Here is a 16918-nt window from a genome sequence, read left to right as displayed (position 1 = left end):
AGCATACCAACAAACAACCCTAACACTTTTTCATTTTTACTCCTTTGCCTGTCAGTCCCCGCTGACAGGCTCTTTTTTTGTCTTTTGATTGATATACTCAGACCTGCAAGTCTTTGCGCTCATAACGGGAAAAGGTGCCAAAGAAACAGATGATACCGATCAGCAGTACCCATAGGACTGATGTGGCGCCGTTATCCATGAGTTGGACGGGTAATGCTATACGGACGGGTGAAAGTCCTGCCAGCCATTCCAATTTATCGTAGAGTTCCCCCACGATGCCGAGCAAATACAGACCGAACACGCAGCCTAAGCCGACGCTGGCGGTTTGTTTGCTGGAACGCAAGATCGTGGATAAAAAGAAACCTAGACAGAGGAAGAAGACTAAGACACCGTACTCGGCAACGAAGATTTTGCTGATTTCTTCTATAAAAGCGGACAGGTCATCTTCAGGTAGTTTGAACAAAGCAAATGAGGCCAGACTACTGCCATAAGCAATCAGCCAAAAGCCAGTCAGCAACAACAATCGAGCGAGGAACTTCCACCCAACGATTTCTCTGCGGCTAATAGGCTGAGCATATAAATACTCGATCGTTCCTTCTGATTCTTCAGTGATCAGACTGTTCAAGCCCAAAAGCATCCCATAAATACACGCAGCGATAAATAAGTATTGAAAGTAGTACCCGAAAAAGCCTGTCGGGGAAACCAAGCTTGAGGGTCCTGTCAGCTGAATGTTAAAGATGCCTAGTAATTCTGGGCTGAAAGAGCCCAACATTTGGTCTAACGACGTTTTCATTTCTGGCGTAATCATTTGAGGATAGATAGCCGTAAATGCAAAAATGATTCCTGCAAAAAGGATCGCCCAGACTAGCCAGCCTTTGAAGGTATTTTTAAGATCGATTTTCATTAAAGTCATTTTTGAGAACCTCCTTCATACAGGAGCATAAATTGCTGTTCAAGGGTTGGGTGTTCGATCGTGAACTCTTTAATGGCGGGATTGGTTAGAAAATGTGCCAGCTGATTCATGTCCCCTTGATAGAAAAAACGTAAGGTGTGTGAGTCCTGAGCAAGAACCTGTACGTTTTCCAAACCAGCTAATGAGAGGCTATCCTCATTCGTGAGTGTTACAACTTTGCCAAAATTTTCTTCCTCACTCAGTTCTTTCACGGTGATGATCTGTCCTTCACGAATGAAGGCGGTCCGATGGGCATAGGTCTGAATTTCATGCAGATCATGACTGGATAGAAAAATCGTCATCCCCTGTTTGTTTCTTCTGAGAAGCTCTTCAAACAGCCGTTTTTGGATCAAGGGATCTAATCCATTGGTCGGCTCATCTAAAATCAACATTCTCGGTTGTGCAATCAAGGCGCTCGCAAGCCCGACTTTTTTCTTGTTCCCTAAAGAAAGTTCTGCGATCGATTTGTTTGGATCAATTTGAAAAAGCTCCATCAACTCCTGAATCTCTTTTTTTGGCTGCTTGACTTGATGAAAATCCGCCGTAAATGCCAGTAGTTCTGCTGTCGTCATTTTTGAATAAAACCGTACATCACTGGAAACATACCCAGTAAACGTTTTGATCTCTTTGGCTGCTTGTTGGCAATCTCGTCCAAAAATCGCCGCCTGTCCTGCATCTGGTTTGATAAAATTCAACAATACTTTGATGGTCGTTGATTTTCCCGCACCATTTGGTCCGATAAAGCCAAAAATCTCTCCTTCTGCCACTTGCAATGATACGTTCTCGATGGCGTACTTCTTGTTGTATTGTTTGCTTAGTCCGTTGATCGTAATGGCATCCATCCTGTCCCCTCCTTGTACTGCTTTGATGCCATCAGTGTAGCCTTATTTCGTGTTTCCGTCAATCAAAGATCTAAAAGGCTTACGCTGAAATGTTTTACGAAAATTATCAACAGATTGACACACTTCTATTGCTTTCTCTTCCTATTTTTTTCACATTTTTCCGCTATTATCAATATATACCAACAAACAACCCTAACACTTTTTCATTTTTACTCCTATCCCGCCAGTCCCCGCTGGCGGGCTCCTTTTTTAGCGGCAAAAAAAACGCAGGATAGTCAGTCAATTAACTTTAGCGCGTGCTACATTTGCTAAAGTCAGTTGCTGCTAGGTCTGCGTTTTTTGGCTCGATCATTTCTGGGACGGATGAATCAACTCTGATTTATCCGTCCCACTTTCATTATTGACAATGCGTCCGTTTTTTAAGTTTTCATGGGTTGATTTGTTAACGAAATGGATTGTAGAAACGTCCGCCATTAAGGACCATCAAGGACAATCCAAGCGCCACGATCAAGCAAACGACAGCAATTGCCAAGAGATCTTTGCCTTGGATCGGCTTAGCTTTCAGCCAGGTACGCTGCTTGTGCTTGCCAAACCTTCTTAGCTCCATGGCAGCAGAAATATGGTCGATCCGTTCCAAGCTGGAAAAAATCAAAGGAATCGCGATCGCGACATTGCCTGCCACTCGCTTGCGCAAAGGTGCTTTTTTAGAAAGCTCCACGCCCCGTGCTTGCTGCGCTTTGGCAATGGTCCGAAAATCATCTTGAATATCGGGAATGTAACGCAAAGCCAGTGCGACTGCATAGGCGATCTTGTAGGAAATCCCGATGCGGTTGATACTGGACGCCAACTCGCTTGGATTGGTGGTAAACAGGAAAATCAACCCTGGGGGAATTGTGACAAAATATTTGATCAACAGATTCAGCTCATAAAACACTTGCTCTTGGGTCAATGTATACCGACCGATCCCTTCGAAAATCACGTGGCGCGTACCGTAGATCTCCACTCCGTATTCTGGCGCGAAAAGATAGACCGCCACCAAATTCAAAAGCGAAAAGAAGATGATAAATTTCAATACAAAAGCGATATCTCGGTAGCGAATTCCAGCACTGGCAAATAGAAAGACCGAAAATAATGCCAGTCCAATGAGAAAGCGCGTATCATAAGAGATCATCCCGATGACGGATAGCAGCAAAAAACAAATCAGTTTTGCGGCACCGCTTAATTGGTGAATCCACGTTTTGCGGTCAAGATAGCCGATTAGATTACTCTCCATCGTGTCCCCCCTTCTCGCTGGCAATGAAGGTGGCAGTAAAAGCGGCGGGATCTGTCAGCTGGTTAAGGGTCGCCAGTGTATACAAGCTGGTTTCTTTGAGGTTTGCGGCACTCACCACTTGTTTGTCTGCTAAGACAACTTCTGGCGGCGCGTCCAGCAAAATCGTTCCTTTTGTCAAAACGATCGTCCGCTGTGTATACTCCAACATCAAATGCATATCGTGGGTGATCATAACGATCGTTAATCCCCGCTGGTTCAACTCCTGTAAAAATTGCATCATTTCGGTGTAATGGCGATAGTCTTGTCCCGCTGTCGGCTCATCCAATAAAATGAGTTCAGGATCTAAGACGAGGATCGCTGCAATGGCGGCTCGGCGTTTTTGCCCATGACTTAGTGCCGACAATGGCCATGAACGAAACGGATAAAGACCACAAATTTTCAAGGTCTGATGAACTTTTTCTGTGATTTCAGCCTCTGGAACGTTTCGGTTGCGCAAGCCTAAGGCAACTTCATCAAACAGGAAATTTTTTGACAGCATTTGATTGCTGTTTTGCAACACATACCCGATTTTTTGCGCTCGTTCTTTGATGGAATCATTGCCCATGTCCGCTCCTTGCCAAAGTAATTTGCCAGAAGTCGGAGTTAAAAAGCCGGTAATCAAATGGGACAAGGTCGATTTTCCAGCGCCATTATGACCGACCAAACTAATCATTTCTCCTTGATGGATGGTAAAATCCAGTGCTTGCAAAATGGGTTTGCCCACTTGGTAGGAAAACGATAGATTTTTGGCTTGCAACAACGGCGGCTGGTGGCTAGGAAGTGCCGGTTTCGGAAATTTTTCCTGAAACTGAGTCAGTTTTTCGGCAATCTCAGGTGATGCAAATGCTTCTACCGCGACCAAATCAGCAGCGTCGGTCACGGGAACCCCCGCTTTTTTTAAAGCAGCTAAATACAGTGGTTCACGAATGCCGACTTGCTGTAGCATGTCCGTTTTTAATAGTTCATTCGGTGTACTGTCGGCAAGGATGCGGCCTTCTTCCATCACGATGATGCGATCGACAGCTGCGGCTAACACTTCTTCTAAGCGATGTTCAATGATGATGGTGGTAAAACGCTTCTCTTGATACAGCTGGTCGATCATTTTGATGGCTTCCACACCTGTTTGCGGATCCAAGTTGGCTAGCGGCTCATCAAACAGTAGAATCGGTGTTTCATCGATCAAAACACCTGCCATTGAAACACGTTGCTTTTGGCCACCCGATAATTCCTGCGGTTTTTTCGCCAAATGATCCATTAAGTCAGTCTTTTCTGCCCAAAAACGCAGCGCCTCTTGCATCACTGCTTGACTGCGCTGATCGTTTTCCAATGAAAACACGATATCTTCTGCTACGGTCAAGCCTACAAATTGGCTATCGGTGTCTTGCAGCACCGTGCCGACGGTCAAAGACAGCTCGTAGATGGAAGCTTGCCCAAAGGCATTGGTACCGATCGTCAATTCTCCAGTACTACTGCCTTTGTCGTTTTGCGGGATCAAACCGTTCAAACATTTTCCTAATGTACTTTTGCCAGAACCGCTGGCACCGACGATCAGGACTTTTTCTCCTTCATAGATTGTTAGATCGATGTTTTTCAAGGTCGGTTCCGCTTGTGCATCATATTGGAAAGAAAAATTCGTAAATTGAATGATTTTTTGTTTCATTTTTAGCCTTCACACATTTCTTTGGTTAGGATTCCTTGCTCAAGCTGCCTTTTTTGGTTTTGGTTTGGGCATAGGCTTTTAGCAGGATCACTCCGATTATCCCAGTTACGACTGCATTGGTCAATCCCGCAATGACTCCTTGCGTAAAGACTTTGTTCGCTGGTTCGCCATAGATCAAAATATCCCCGATCGGGGCAATGATCACCCAGACGACCAAATTTGCGATCGTTTCACCGATCAAGAAGGTCCGAATTTCTTTAGCGCCAAAGGTTCCTTGCTGGATTGGAATCCAACGAGTCAAAAGTCCAAAGAACACCCCTAAGATCCCAGAGGCGGCGATCCAAGACCACCATGGACCATAAGTCGTTAAATCTCCTAGAGCATGACCGATAAAGCCTGCTAAACCAGCCACGATCGGACCGTAGACAACGCCTAATAGCGCCAAGAAAGGATAGGCTGTGGCGATATCTGTATTTGGGAAACCCGTCGGAATCGTGACGAAACGTTTTAAGACGAAAAAGACCGCAGCACCGATACCGATTGCAACAATGTGTTTTACTGTAAATTTTGATTGATTCATTTTTCATTTCTCCTTTTTTTGAGGGTAATTTTCCAATTTGTGCCAGTGCCGATTTTATAGGTTTCAGCAAATGAAGCCAAGTTGAGCCCTAAACCGATATTCAGCAAGGAATTGACATATAAGACGGGTTCTTGTTCTGCCACTTGCGCAAAGGAGCGTCCGAAACGCACTTCTTCTTGATGACGCAGCGTATCTTGGTAAATAGATACTGACGAGCAGCGGCTCATTGTACTGTACCTGCCATTGCTTAAAGAACGTATGGGGAATATTCGTCCACAACGAACCAAAACGAATATCAAGAATATCGATCGTGCCAGTGATCGTTTCTGCTGTTTGGCTTGGCTTTTCAATGGCAAAGACTTGGATCGCTTCTTTAGGTTCGGGTGTTCCTAGCTCATCAAAGCTGATGGCGCCACTGGCGAGACGCGCGGCGTTATACATATAAACATCCCGACCATGAAATGTATGGCTTTCGGCTGATCCTGCCAACCGCTCAGTTGCCTCATTGATCACCCGTAGTTCAGTGATTCCGATATAAGTCGCTAAATAGGTCAGGGTGCCGTTATCTGGTGTCAAAACCAACTGCCCGGTCGCCAGCTTGGCAACCACACTTCGTCGATCAGACCCTACGCCAGGATCGACCACTGAAACAAAGACTGTTCCTGCTGGCCAATAGGTGACGCTTTGCAGCAGGCGATAGCTGGCGTCATGAATGTTGTATGGCTCGATCTCATGAGTCAAATCCGCAATGACCAGCTCTGGTGCCACTTGATAGGCTACCCCGTACATCGCATTGACCGCTCCATCTTGCAAACCAAAATCGGTTTGAACCACTAATTTGTGCATTTTCTCTCCTCCCAACAACCTTTCTCCTTTTCAACAAAACCTTCGCATGAAACAGCTGACCATACAGACACAAAAAAAGCCCTTAGCCAAAGCTAAGGGCATCACCTGCGGTACCACCTTAATCTGTAAAACCTTCACAGGCCTCACCTCATTCAGTACCCGAAAACACTCGGAGACTGTCGCTTGTTAACGGGGCAACCGTATTTTCCTAATTAGTCAGAAAATCCGCTCCAAAGTCATTTTCAAATCATTCGTTGTCGTTCCTTCCCACCTACCGGAACTCTCTGCTAGACAACTTCCTTGATTCTACTTTCTTTTTCATCGCGTTTGCATTTTGTTTCATTTAAATTATCAAAGCTTGTGCCTTTTGTCAATTCTCTTTTAAGAAAAAATTCAAACAGAAGGCATAATTTGTCAAAAGATTCACGCAATTCCTGAATTTCGCTCGAAAATTCTTCATATTTTCTCGGTATGATACTTATATACCAACAAACACCCTAACACTTTTTCATTTTTACTCCTTCCCGCCAGTCCCCGCTGGCGGGCTCCTTTTTGTCTTCTGACTGTTTTACATGGTTTCACTTTTTCTTGGCGATTTCTTCTCAGAATTCTGTTTGATTCGTCAATTTTTTTTCACATTTACACGCTATTATAAATGCATACCAACAAACAACCCTAACACTTTTTCATTTTTACTCCTATCCCGCCAGTCCCCACTGGCGGGCTCCTTTTTGTGAGATTGGACTTGCATTTCTTCCTAGAAAGGATTATCTTTATCTTATGCGGAAGTGGCGGAATGGCAGACGCGCACGCTTCAGGCGCGTGTGAGTTTATCTCGTGTGGGTTCAACTCCCATCTTCCGCATTTAGCAGTTCAGCTTTCTGAACTGCTTTTTTTGTTGCAAAAAGCGCATGTTCATCGAATAAACATGCGCTCTTCATTCAGCTATTTTTCTCCTTATTCACTGACATAGGCGGTGCGGAAAAAGAAATGCGCGCCATAGGCTGGGAATTGGATGTCTTTTACATTTGATTTGATCAGATAATTTGAAGCACTTTGGTATAGAGGGACTTGCGCAGCATCTTGTTCCAACAAAATTTCTTCTGCCGCTTTGTAATCTTCAAAATATTGATCGGGGTCATTGGCATGAACGGTGCGAGCATCTTCCGTCAATGCCGTATATTCTTCGTTGACATAGCCGCCGTAGTTAAAGGAAGCGCCATTTTTGTATAAGATAAAGAACATATCCATGTCACTACTTCCAGCGATCCAGCCAGAAACGGAAAGCTCGTAATCACTATTTGCTCTTGATTGATTTAAGCTGGCACGTGGCTGTTTGTTGATGGAGATCGACAAGCCTGGCAAGTTTTCTTGCAGTTGGCTTTGCAAGTACTCCCCGATTTTTTGACCATTGTCATCATCTGTCACTAATAAACGCAACGTCGTACTTTCGCCAATTTCTGCTTGGGCTTTTTCCCACTCTTCCTTGGCCGCCTCTAAATCATACAGGTTGTAATCACCGCTATATGCTCGAAAATCTTCGCCAGTATTTGGATTCGCAGCTAAGCCGGTAGGGATCAATCCATTTAAAACTTTCGCTCCATCGTTCAACACATTATCCACGAGACTTTCTTTGTCGATCGCCAACGCGATCGCTTTACGCACATGAACATTTGCTAAGGCATCGTTGGCGGTTTTATTGAAGTCTAAGAAAAAGTTCGCCACATCGTTTTGCGTAACTAGCTCTTCATTGTCCCCGTATTGTTGGACGTAGATCCCGCTGATTTTTTGCAAATCAAGGTCGCCGCTTTCAAACAATTGGATCCCCGTATTTTCTTCTTTGATGGTGGAGCCTTTGATCTCCTCCAATTGAACGACATCAGCATCGTAGTATTGGTCGTTTTTCACTAGCGTCCACTCGTCTCCTGTCTGTTGCCAATCGGTTAAAGTAAAGGGACCAGAATACAACAAATCTTCACTTGTCCGGGCATAGGTCTCGCCTTTTTCTTCAACAAAGGCTTGATTTTGCGGTGCCAACCAACCGATGGAAATCAAGGATAAAAACGAAGGCTGCGGCTGCTCCAACTGCACGATAAAGGTCGCGTCATCTGGGGTTTCCAGACCAATCGTTTCTACCTCTGCATTGCCTTCACGAATGTCTTTACTATTGACTACATTATCCAACAAATAGGCATTTGGTCCCATCGTTGCTGGATCAACTAACTTTTTCCACGCATAAGCAAAGTCAGCCGAAGTGATCGCTTCGCCATTGCTCCATTTCGCATCGTCTCGCAAAGTAAAGGTATAGGTTTTGCCATCTTCACTGATTTCGACTCCTTCTGCCAAGCCTGGAACTGGTTCGCTGTTTTCATCGAAACGGTAGAGCCCTTCGAATAAATGTTGTACGATGGTAAACGTTGCTTTATCCGTCGTTTGGGTCGTATCGAGAGTCGTCAGCTCAGCTGGTAGACTCACCGCGATCGCTTGATTCGGCGCTCCGTCAGTTTCAGCCTCTGATCCCTCGGTATTTCCTGTTGTCGTGCAGCCAGAAAGGGTCAACCCAATCACTCCTGCTGCAACCAATAAACGCTTCTTCCAGATCATTTTCATTCTTCCTCCTATGTGATTGCGCAACCAACGCAAGTGTTTTTCATGACAGCAAAAAACGCATTCAACGATAAAAAGAAAAAACCTCATCCCTTTGCTTATCAACTTTGACAAACAAAGGGACGAGATTTTCGTGTTACCACCCTTTTTCGCACCATTCTCACAAATGGCACCTCAACAGTACGCTAAGATACTTGGCACGGTAACGGCTGCTTTCCGTCTGATTTGCGTGAACAAATCAGATCACTCAGAGCTCATCTTCACTTTTTTTCTGCTGCCCTTTCTCACCATCCGGGTTCTCTTCTAACAGATTCCAAAGCTACTCTTCTCTTCATCGTCTTTCTTTTTATCTAAAAAACAGGTAAATGACGTTTTTTTGTCTATTTCATGATTGTTATAAAGTATACTATTGGTGTTTTTGGAAGTCAACAAGAATTGCGAATATTCAGTTTTTTATGATTTTTCTGGCAGACCTTTTTTTGCATCTTGCTTGCCTTTCATCACGTTCTTCTCTAGGATAAGAACTAGATAAGCCTTCTGATTTGTAAAAAAGGAGTGTGCCAAAATGAAATTAGCAGAAGCGTTACTTTTAAGACGAGATTTGAACAATCGTCTGTTTCAATTGCGCAACGAAATCTCTAGCAGTGTGTTAGTCCAAGAAGGCGATACCTTGGATCGCAGTATCACAGAATTGTTCAAGGAATACGATGAGATCAATCAACAGTATTCAGAATTAGTCGTAGCCATCAATCGGAAAAATGCGACTGCCTCTTTAGCAGATAGTGCGTTATTGTTGATGGAAGCACTAGAACAGCGAGAACAGCTGCGCCGCAAGCATGCACTGCTTACGCAAGCACTGGATGAAACCAAAGCAGCTCCCCGAATGGGTCGCAACGAAATTCGACTGGTGCGCACGATCGATACAAAAACGCTAACGAAGCAATTGAATGCGACCGCCAAACAGCTGCGAGAATTAGATGGAAAGATCCAACAAACCAACTGGCTAGTCGATCTTTAACAAACATGGGTGGGTGTCAAAGGCGAGCACAAAGCAGGTACAGGCTGATATGTACACTATGGATCGTCTGGCAGAGACGTAAACGTAACAACCACTGCTTACGAATCACAATCGTAACAATCACATTGCATTTTTTAGCGACCACGTGCTGATTTGACTGGATGGGAAAAACCCTCTTCTTTTTTTGAGAAGAGGGTTGTTTTTATCGTATCCAGCCGTACGTGGAGGCGGCTCTTTTACTGGGGAGCCTGCTGCTTGTTACTCACAGCGGAAGGACGCGCCAGAAACGCTTGCCCTTTCTCACTGCTCCAAAACGCCTTCATCAATGCCGTCAATCCCTCTTTGGTTTGATTGGCACCAAAGAAAGGACTGCCGGGTTCTAACATGATGCCATTAGCTAAAGCACCGATAGGAAAGGGATCAAAGCCGAAGGCAGCAACGATTTCTGCTATCTGATCGAGGGCGGTTTGGTCATCACCAGCAATGGCGATGGCTTTTTTGGCAGTTCCTTGAGCAGCCGTTCTCGTCAGCAAGGATACCTCTTGGATATCGTGGTACCCCATATGATTGAATCCTTTGACTACTTTACTTTGGGAAAAATAGCGTTGCACACGTTCCGAAGAAGTCTGCTCGATGGATGAGTATTCTGTTTCTTTGCCATCGACTTCCCACCAATAATTCATGGCATCGATCACTAGCTTGCCAGCCAAAGCTTCTGCTGGCAGCTGTTGGTACTTACTCAATGGGATTGCCAAAAGGATCGTTTGGGCTTCTGTCATCACCTCAACGGCATTTTTTGCGATCGCTCCCGGAGCCAACACAGAAACGGACAAGGCGATTTTTTCTGCTGGCTTCGTACTAGCGATCAAGACCCGATAGCCCGCCTTGGCACCAAGATTTGCGAGTGCTAAGCCTAACTTGCCTGCGCCTAAAATACCGATGGTTTTAGGCATTGCTATCACCTGCTGCCAACAATTCTTTCACCCGTGGAATCACTTTGGTTCCATACAATTCAATCGTTTTGAAACGGTCTTTTTGCAGCTGTCCGCCAGTACCGTAAACCAGATCAAAGCGTTCTACACCGACTTGCGGCATCATACGGGCGATTTTTTGCGCCACGGTTTCTGGACTGCCTACATAGTAAGAACCATGTTCGACTTCAAAGTCAAAGCGCTCTTTGCTCATGGCTGGCCAGCCGCGATCAAGACCGATTTTGTCCATGCTCTTTTTGATGTAGTTCCAGCCGATTTCATAGGCTTCTTCGTCGGTGTCGGCGATCACACCATGGGAGTGCATGCCGATTGGCAAAATCGGTTGCCCCAATTGCTGCGCTGCCTTTTTATACAGATCAACATACGGCGCAAAACGAGCAGGTTCGCCACCGATGATCGCTAACATAACGGGAAACCCATAACGGACGGCACGAATGATCGATTCAGGGGTTCCACCGACACCCACATAGGTATCTAATTGGTGTCCCTCGATTTTTGGAAAAACGTCGGCATTTTTTAAGGATTGCGTGAACTTGCCTTCCCAAGTTAATGGTTTGCCTTTTCTCAATTCACTGAACATCGCTGTTTTTTCTTCAAATAGTTCTTCATAATCTTGCAAGTCATAGCCGAATAGAGGGAATGATTCAGTAAAAGATCCTCGTCCCAGCATGATTTGTGCACGACCGTTCGACAACGCGTCAACGGTCGCAAACCGTTCGTAGACCCGCACGGGATCATCCGAACTCAAGACAGTTACACCGGTACCTAATTTGATGGTTTTGGTAACCATCGCTAAAGCCGCTAGTACCGTATCAGGACTTGAGATCGAATATTCTTCCCGATGGTGCTCCCCTAAGGCAATGACATCGATGCCGACTTCATCGGCTAATTTTCCTTCTGCCACGATATTGCGCAACGATTCGCTATAACTGATCCGTTCTTTCGTTGTATCATCAAAGGCTAGATCGCCAAACGTATCTAACCCAAATTCAAGATTTCTGTGATTGATGGTCATTTTCTTTTCCTCATTTCTCATTACTGATTCTCTGTTCTCACTATAACAAGGAACAAAAAAAGTTGCGAACAATATGCTTACTTTTTGTAAGTTATCGATTTTAAAGCAAAAAAACACTTTCCCGAACAAAAATTCAGGAAAGTGTTTGGTCTTTAAAGATAGATCCCTTTACTATGGAGATTCACTAAGCATTCTTCCAAGTATGCTTCATCATGTTCTGGATAGATCGGCGTAGTCAAAGGAACAGCTTGAACGGAGGGTTCCAGCGGCAGATTTTTGCCACGATACGCTGGATCGTACCATTCAGGTGCTGGCCGATAGCCTCGATAGGTCATTTCATCCAGCACTAACTGATGGTATTGAAACAATTTATAGGGCGGATGGGTAAAAACGTAATCGACGGTTGCGTGCTTCTTGCCCCAGCCTAGCCCCCGCAAGGCTGCTGCTTCACGATGCTGGCCTAACAGCTGCTGCCGAGGCAAAGCAGGTATCAGCGCTTCATGCCATAAGCGCATCGGTTCAGCCTCCTTTATTCTGCGTCTTGGCTGATGAAATTGTCTTGGTTTTCAATAACGATCTTGCCGACTGCATGGTGTGTCTCACTCAATGCGTGGGCATCGTAAATTCCTTGTGCTGTCAATGGGAAGGTTGCACCGATGATACTGTTGACTTTTTCTGCTTCGATCAGCTCTGTCAATTCTGCCAATTGTTTGCCGTTGGTTCGTAACCAAATTGCTTTGGCAAAGATGTCTTTTTCTTTTGCCAAGTCTTCGTCTTCAATACTCAAAATCGAGATCAGACGGCCCTTAGGTTTTAAGACAGTGAAACTTTTCTTCTGGGTGTCGCCCCCCATCGTATCAAAGACCAAATCGATGTCTTGCAAGACTTCTTCAAAATCTGTCGTATGGTAATCGATGATCTCATCGGCACCAAGTTTTTGCAATAACTCATGGTTACGAGGACTAGCCGTCGTGATGACGTATGCGCCAGCTGCTTTTGCTAGTTGGATCGCATAGGTACCAACTCCGCCTGCTCCGGCATGGATCAAGACTTTTTCTCCTTCTTTTAAACGACCGTGTTCAAACAACGCTTGGTAAGCAGTCAAACCAGCTAATGGCACTGCAGCTGCTTCTGCGTAGTTTTGGTTTTCTGGTTTGATCGCTGCTAACTCAGCATCCACGATGGCGTAATCAGCATACGTCCCAAAACGAGTCGTTTCAGGGCGGGCATAGATTGCATCACCAACTTTGAACTCTGTCACGTCATCACCTATTTCTACGATATCCCCTGCGACATCCCAACCTAAAATAATTGGGAAGTCCCACGGAAACATTTGTTTTAAATAGCCTTCTCTTAATTTCCAATCGATCGGGTTGATGGACGTTGCGGCAACTTTGACTAATAATTGATTTGCTTTTAATTCTGGTAATTGGACCGTTGCTTCTTTTAATTGGTCTTTTCCACCATAGGCTTCAATAACGACAGCACGTGTTTCCATTGATGCTTCACTCCTTACATTCATTCTTCATCAAAGAGAGGTTCCTGTTTTTCCATCCCTTGATTTCTCACTTCCCTAGCTTAGGCAAAAGGCGGGAATTTGACAAATGATATGTTTGGAAACTGCCCCAGCCACCTGGCCGTTCCTCCTTCAAAGCCTTGAAAGAAACGGGTTTATTTTTTCTTCATTTTTTTATTGCCTTTTCTTTAAAAATCAATTACGCTACTCAAGAAATACGAAATTGTAGAGAAAGAAGGAATTGATGAATTGAAAAGGTTGTGGGTATTTTTTGGCGGTGTGATCGGCATCACCGCGTTGCTGTTTTTAGGTGCTTCGGTGTTAACGAAAGAATCGGGGGCAGCAACGTCGTCCGACAAAAATACAGTGATTATTTACAATTGGGGCGAATATATTGACCCCGAACTGATCAAAACATTCGAAACTGAGACTGGTTACTCAGTGATTTATAATACATTTGACTCCAACGAAGCGATGGAAACGAAAATCAAACAAGGCGGCTCGCGCTATGATTTGGTTTTCCCTAGCGAATCGATCATTCCGAAAATGATCGAAGAAGGATTGTTAGTGCCTTTAGACCATCAGAAATTGACGGGAACGGAAGATCTGTCGCCTTTTTTGATGGATCAAGCCTTTGATCCTGACAATACCTACTCGATCCCCTATTTTTGGGGCACGATCGGAATCATGGCAAATACTGAAGAAGTTGATGTTTCTTCGATCCATGGCTGGAGTGATTTATGGGACCCTGCATTTAAAAATGATGTATTGATGGTGGATGGTGCTCGCGAAACCTTAGGAATCGCGTTACAGACACTCGGTCTTTCCCAAAATGAAAAAGACCCGACCAAGGTCGCCAAAGCCTTGAAGAAGCTGGAAAGTATCCGTCCCAATGTCAAAGCAGTTTTGACCGACGAGATCAAAACCTTGATGATCAACAACGATGCCCCTTTAGGAATCGGATATTCGGGCGATGCCGCTTATGTGATGGCGGAAAATCCTGCCGTCACCTATATCGTTCCCAATGACGGCGGTGCGATTTGGACAGACAATTTTGCGATCCCGAAAACCGTTGGCAATCTTGAGGGAGCCTACGCCTTCATCAATTTTATGCTGCGACCAGAAAATGCCGCACAAAATGCCGAATACGTGGGCTACGCCACGCCGAGTGAATCGGCCAAAGCTATGCTGCCAGTAGAACTGACTGCTGACAAGGCTTTCTACCCTGAGCCAAGTGCGATGGAACAAATGGAACATTATGAATACTTAGGAAAAGAAGCGGTTGAGCTTTATAACGACCTTTTCCTTGAATGGAAGTTGGGATTATAATTGTCACTATTACTAAAATCTGAACACATCTTTGATACCAAAACGAAAACGACTTTTGCGGGCTTTCTCCTGATAGAAGACCAGAAAATCACGGCTGTAGGTCCTCTTTCAGCGCTGCCAACACTTGCTGAAGACACCCAGGTCATTGATCTCAAAGAACAAATGATCATTCCAGGCTTTATTGATGCTCATGTTCATTTTTATCTTTCCGCATTACTCCATCAAGGTGCACTGACCCATCTTACGGGAGTGACAGAAGAAGCCGTTGCCCAGCAAGTGCCCGCCTTGCCCATCACCCATGGATGGAAAATCGGCATCGGCTGGTTCAGCAGTGATTTCGGTCAGCAAGTCTACCCGACGAAAGATTCAATCGACAACTATTGTGCCGACACGCCTGTCATGCTGATTTCAGGTGATGCCCACAGTATTTGGTTGAATAGCCAAGGGATCGCTGCTTTAGGGATCACACCTGAGAACTTACCAGCAGGGATCAGCGGGGAGGCACTGCTTGACGAAAACAGCGGACAATTAAGCGGCTGCTTTTTAGAAGCGATCGCCATTCATTATTTAGCAAAGGTCTTACAGTCATTTCAGGCACAAAGCCCTGCTGCCTTTCTGACCTATATGAAGCAGCTCAATCAATACGGCATTACGACGATCGGTGATGTTGCCTTGACAGGAGAAAGCTGGGACGATTTGGTTTACCCCACTCTTTATCGGCAAACAGAAGCAGAAGCGACCTTGCGCACTGTCTTTTATCCAGCCATGCGAGAAGACATCACGCAACTGAAAGAAACTTACCGTACTTATCGCTCCGAAAAAGTACAAATGGGCGGTGTCAAACAATTTTTTGATGGCGTGACGAGTACGCACACGGCTTTTTTAAAAAGGGAATATGAAACACCGTATTTTGCTGGTGATGTCGGGATGCCCTTGATCGATGTTCAACGGATGCGCCGCTTTATTTTACAAGCCAACCAGCAAGACTGGCCGATGCGCATCCATACCATCGGTGATGAAGCGATTCGACAAGCACTCCTCTTTTATCAAGAAAGTGCTGCTGCTCACCCGCTTTCTAAAGGCAAAGCCAATACTTTGGAACACTTGGAAGTGATGGATGCCGCTGATCTGCCACTAGTTCGCCAAGAACAACTAGTACTCTCCGTACAGCCTAGCCATTTATTAGTCGGTTATGAGACCCTCGATGAAGAAGTAGGCCCTCAGCGTGCCAGTCAAATGTTTCCTTTTCAGTCCTTTCTAGAGCAAGGCGCAACCTTGGCTTTTGGGACTGATACGCCAGTCGTGATCGACGTGACTCCTTTAGACTCGCTGTATTATGCGGTTGCTCGGCAGGAAAAAAACGGCCAGCCAGCAGGCGGATTGATGCCACAAGAAAAAATCTCCATCGCCGATGCCCTCTATGCCCACACCGCTGGCGCCGCCAAAGCCTTGAGTCGGCAAGATATCGGGCGATTAGAAGTTGGCTGTTTAGCCGATCTTTGTATTTTGTCCCAAAACATCTTGCCTTTGACTGCCGAAGAATTGCTTCAAACGACCGTTGAAGCGACCGTATTTGATGGGCGATTTGTTTATTGGGGTAACTGATGAAACACTAGATCTTGTGAAAGTACAAGGTCTGGTGTTTTTCTTTGATCAAAAAATACAGAAACAGGTGCTTAGTTTGGACCACTCTCCCTTTTCGTACTTTCCCCTATCCCTTACGATGGATTCCCTCCTTGGCAGCTATGCTTTATCATAGGTTTTCTTTCGGCCATTTTGATTCGCGTGGATTGGTCTATTCGATTGGCGCAGCAAAAGAATAATTTAAGCGGTTACCAGTTTCTTTATTTGATGGAAATTCAGAAACATGCCTCTTTTTCCTTGGAGTTTTTTCCTTTTAACAGCAATCATTGGTCTATTCCATCACCCCTTACTTTCTCCTTCAATCGTTTTTTAAACCTTTGAATAAATTCTTAATAAAATAACTAACAAAAAATAAACTTTTACTATATCCCTTGAATGTAAGCGGTAAATTTGTTATTATTACCAAGGATAAGGAGGTGTTTATCTATTGTATGCGATTAAAATCTTTCATGGTTATCTAACCGCCGAAGGAAAAAGAACACGGGACAAAACAATTGCATTGACCTATACTTGCAGAGAAGATGCTGAACGTTTCGCAAATAAAATCGGCGGGAGAGTTAAAAAAATTGGCTAACCAACTAGAATAAAAAAGGCTGTCAACCTCA

General features: G+C 44.8%; 14 protein-coding genes, 1 tRNA gene, 1 pseudogene and 1 other annotated feature. Of the genes and pseudogenes, 5 read left to right on the top strand and 11 right to left on the bottom strand.

Features of this window, described 5'->3' with window-relative positions; translation table 11 throughout:
- Positions 1-97: 97 nt before the first annotated feature.
- The 6 genes and pseudogenes from A5867_RS05865 to A5867_RS05840 all read right to left on the bottom strand — a co-directional run bounded on the left by A5867_RS05865 (position 98) and on the right by A5867_RS05840 (position 6192).
- The gene (locus A5867_RS05865; protein ID WP_087627095.1) at positions 98-913 is read right to left on the bottom strand and encodes an ABC transporter permease subunit; all 816 of its coding nucleotides are present in this window, start codon (positions 911-913) and stop codon (positions 98-100) included.
- Entirely contained in the window at positions 910-1794 is an 885-nt protein-coding gene (locus tag A5867_RS05860; protein WP_087627094.1) for an ABC transporter ATP-binding protein, read from the bottom strand. The genes A5867_RS05865 and A5867_RS05860 overlap by 4 nt, the downstream gene beginning before the upstream one ends.
- A gap of 442 nt (positions 1795-2236) precedes the next feature.
- Positions 2237-3067, bottom strand: a complete 831-nt coding sequence (locus A5867_RS05855; RefSeq protein WP_005225404.1) for an energy-coupling factor transporter transmembrane component T — start codon at positions 3065-3067, stop codon at positions 2237-2239.
- Positions 3057-4766, bottom strand: coding sequence for an ABC transporter ATP-binding protein (locus tag A5867_RS05850; protein WP_087627093.1), 1710 nt, complete (start codon positions 4764-4766; stop codon positions 3057-3059). Before A5867_RS05850 ends, A5867_RS05855 begins: the two co-directional genes overlap by 11 nt.
- A gap of 25 nt (positions 4767-4791) precedes the next feature.
- The gene (locus A5867_RS05845; protein WP_005225401.1) at positions 4792-5346 is read right to left on the bottom strand and encodes an ECF-type riboflavin transporter substrate-binding protein; all 555 of its coding nucleotides are present in this window, start codon (positions 5344-5346) and stop codon (positions 4792-4794) included.
- Positions 5343-6192, bottom strand: a pseudogene (locus A5867_RS05840) (SAM-dependent chlorinase/fluorinase). Before A5867_RS05840 ends, A5867_RS05845 begins: the two are co-directional and overlap by 4 nt.
- A 91-nt stretch (positions 6193-6283) precedes the next feature.
- Positions 6284-6523 (bottom strand) — a binding site (T-box leader).
- A 451-nt stretch (positions 6524-6974) separates the two neighbouring features.
- On the opposite strand from A5867_RS05840, the gene A5867_RS05835 reads away from it, so the two are divergent.
- Positions 6975-7056, top strand: a tRNA-Leu gene (locus A5867_RS05835).
- Between the two features lie 93 nt (positions 7057-7149).
- On the opposite strand, the gene A5867_RS05830 is transcribed toward A5867_RS05835, so the two are convergent.
- On the bottom strand, positions 7150-8802 hold the full coding sequence (locus A5867_RS05830; protein WP_087627092.1) for a peptide ABC transporter substrate-binding protein: 1653 nt from the start codon (positions 8800-8802) through the stop codon (positions 7150-7152).
- A gap of 562 nt (positions 8803-9364) precedes the next feature.
- On the opposite strand from A5867_RS05830, the gene A5867_RS05825 reads away from it, so the two are divergent.
- Positions 9365-9817 (top strand): DIP1984 family protein, encoded by a 453-nt coding sequence (locus A5867_RS05825; protein ID WP_087627091.1) that lies wholly within the window; start codon positions 9365-9367, stop codon positions 9815-9817.
- Positions 9818-10053: 236 nt separating this feature from the next.
- Here the strand turns inward: A5867_RS05825 and A5867_RS05820 are convergent, their stop codons facing one another.
- From A5867_RS05820 to A5867_RS05805, 4 genes are all read right to left on the bottom strand, one after another.
- Positions 10054-10770 (bottom strand): NAD(P)-binding domain-containing protein, encoded by a 717-nt coding sequence (locus A5867_RS05820; RefSeq protein WP_087627090.1) that lies wholly within the window; start codon positions 10768-10770, stop codon positions 10054-10056.
- On the bottom strand, positions 10763-11824 hold the full coding sequence (locus A5867_RS05815; RefSeq protein WP_087627089.1) for an LLM class flavin-dependent oxidoreductase: 1062 nt from the start codon (positions 11822-11824) through the stop codon (positions 10763-10765). The genes A5867_RS05820 and A5867_RS05815 overlap by 8 nt, the downstream gene beginning before the upstream one ends.
- Positions 11825-11976: 152 nt before the next feature.
- The gene (locus A5867_RS05810; RefSeq protein WP_010747697.1) at positions 11977-12339 is read right to left on the bottom strand and encodes a TIGR02328 family protein; all 363 of its coding nucleotides are present in this window, start codon (positions 12337-12339) and stop codon (positions 11977-11979) included.
- Between the two features lie 14 nt (positions 12340-12353).
- Entirely contained in the window at positions 12354-13322 is a 969-nt protein-coding gene (locus A5867_RS05805; protein WP_087627088.1) for an NADP-dependent oxidoreductase, read from the bottom strand.
- Positions 13323-13589: 267 nt separating this feature from the next.
- Between A5867_RS05805 and A5867_RS05800 the strand changes: the two genes are divergently transcribed.
- From A5867_RS05800 to A5867_RS18075, 3 genes are all read left to right on the top strand, one after another.
- The gene (locus A5867_RS05800) at positions 13590-14669 is read left to right on the top strand and encodes an ABC transporter substrate-binding protein (protein WP_087627087.1); all 1080 of its coding nucleotides are present in this window, start codon (positions 13590-13592) and stop codon (positions 14667-14669) included.
- Complete coding sequence (locus A5867_RS05795; RefSeq protein WP_087627086.1) at positions 14670-16274, top strand: amidohydrolase; 1605 nt, start codon at positions 14670-14672, stop codon at positions 16272-16274.
- 466 nt (positions 16275-16740) lie between these two features.
- Positions 16741-16887 carry a hypothetical protein gene (locus tag A5867_RS18075; RefSeq protein ID WP_005234527.1) on the top strand — a complete coding sequence of 49 codons (147 nt, stop codon included), beginning with the start codon at positions 16741-16743 and terminating at the stop codon, positions 16885-16887.
- Positions 16888-16918 lie beyond the last annotated feature (31 nt).

Source organism: Enterococcus sp. 6D12_DIV0197, assembly GCF_002174385.1.
In the GTDB taxonomy this organism is placed as follows: Bacteria; Bacillota; Bacilli; order Lactobacillales; family Enterococcaceae; genus Enterococcus_D; species Enterococcus_D casseliflavus.
This window is presented reverse-complemented; position numbering and strand designations above follow the sequence as displayed.

Excerpts from the sequence above, each read along its gene's own strand:
- A5867_RS05865 (WP_087627095.1), bottom strand. The coding sequence starts at position 913 with ATGACTTTAATGAAAATCGATCTTAAAAATACCTTCAAAGGCTGGCTA.
- A5867_RS05860 (WP_087627094.1), bottom strand. The coding sequence starts at position 1,794 with ATGGATGCCATTACGATCAACGGACTAAGCAAACAATACAACAAGAAG.
- A5867_RS05855 (WP_005225404.1), bottom strand. The coding sequence starts at position 3,067 with ATGGAGAGTAATCTAATCGGCTATCTTGACCGCAAAACGTGGATTCAC.
- A5867_RS05850 (WP_087627093.1), bottom strand. The coding sequence starts at position 4,766 with ATGAAACAAAAAATCATTCAATTTACGAATTTTTCTTTCCAATATGAT.
- A5867_RS05845 (WP_005225401.1), bottom strand. The coding sequence starts at position 5,346 with ATGAATCAATCAAAATTTACAGTAAAACACATTGTTGCAATCGGTATC.
- A5867_RS05830 (WP_087627092.1), bottom strand. The coding sequence starts at position 8,802 with ATGAAAATGATCTGGAAGAAGCGTTTATTGGTTGCAGCAGGAGTGATT.
- A5867_RS05825 (WP_087627091.1), top strand. The coding sequence starts at position 9,365 with ATGAAATTAGCAGAAGCGTTACTTTTAAGACGAGATTTGAACAATCGT.
- A5867_RS05820 (WP_087627090.1), bottom strand. The coding sequence starts at position 10,770 with ATGCCTAAAACCATCGGTATTTTAGGCGCAGGCAAGTTAGGCTTAGCA.
- A5867_RS05815 (WP_087627089.1), bottom strand. The coding sequence starts at position 11,824 with ATGACCATCAATCACAGAAATCTTGAATTTGGGTTAGATACGTTTGGC.
- A5867_RS05810 (WP_010747697.1), bottom strand. The coding sequence starts at position 12,339 with ATGCGCTTATGGCATGAAGCGCTGATACCTGCTTTGCCTCGGCAGCAG.
- A5867_RS05805 (WP_087627088.1), bottom strand. The coding sequence starts at position 13,322 with ATGGAAACACGTGCTGTCGTTATTGAAGCCTATGGTGGAAAAGACCAA.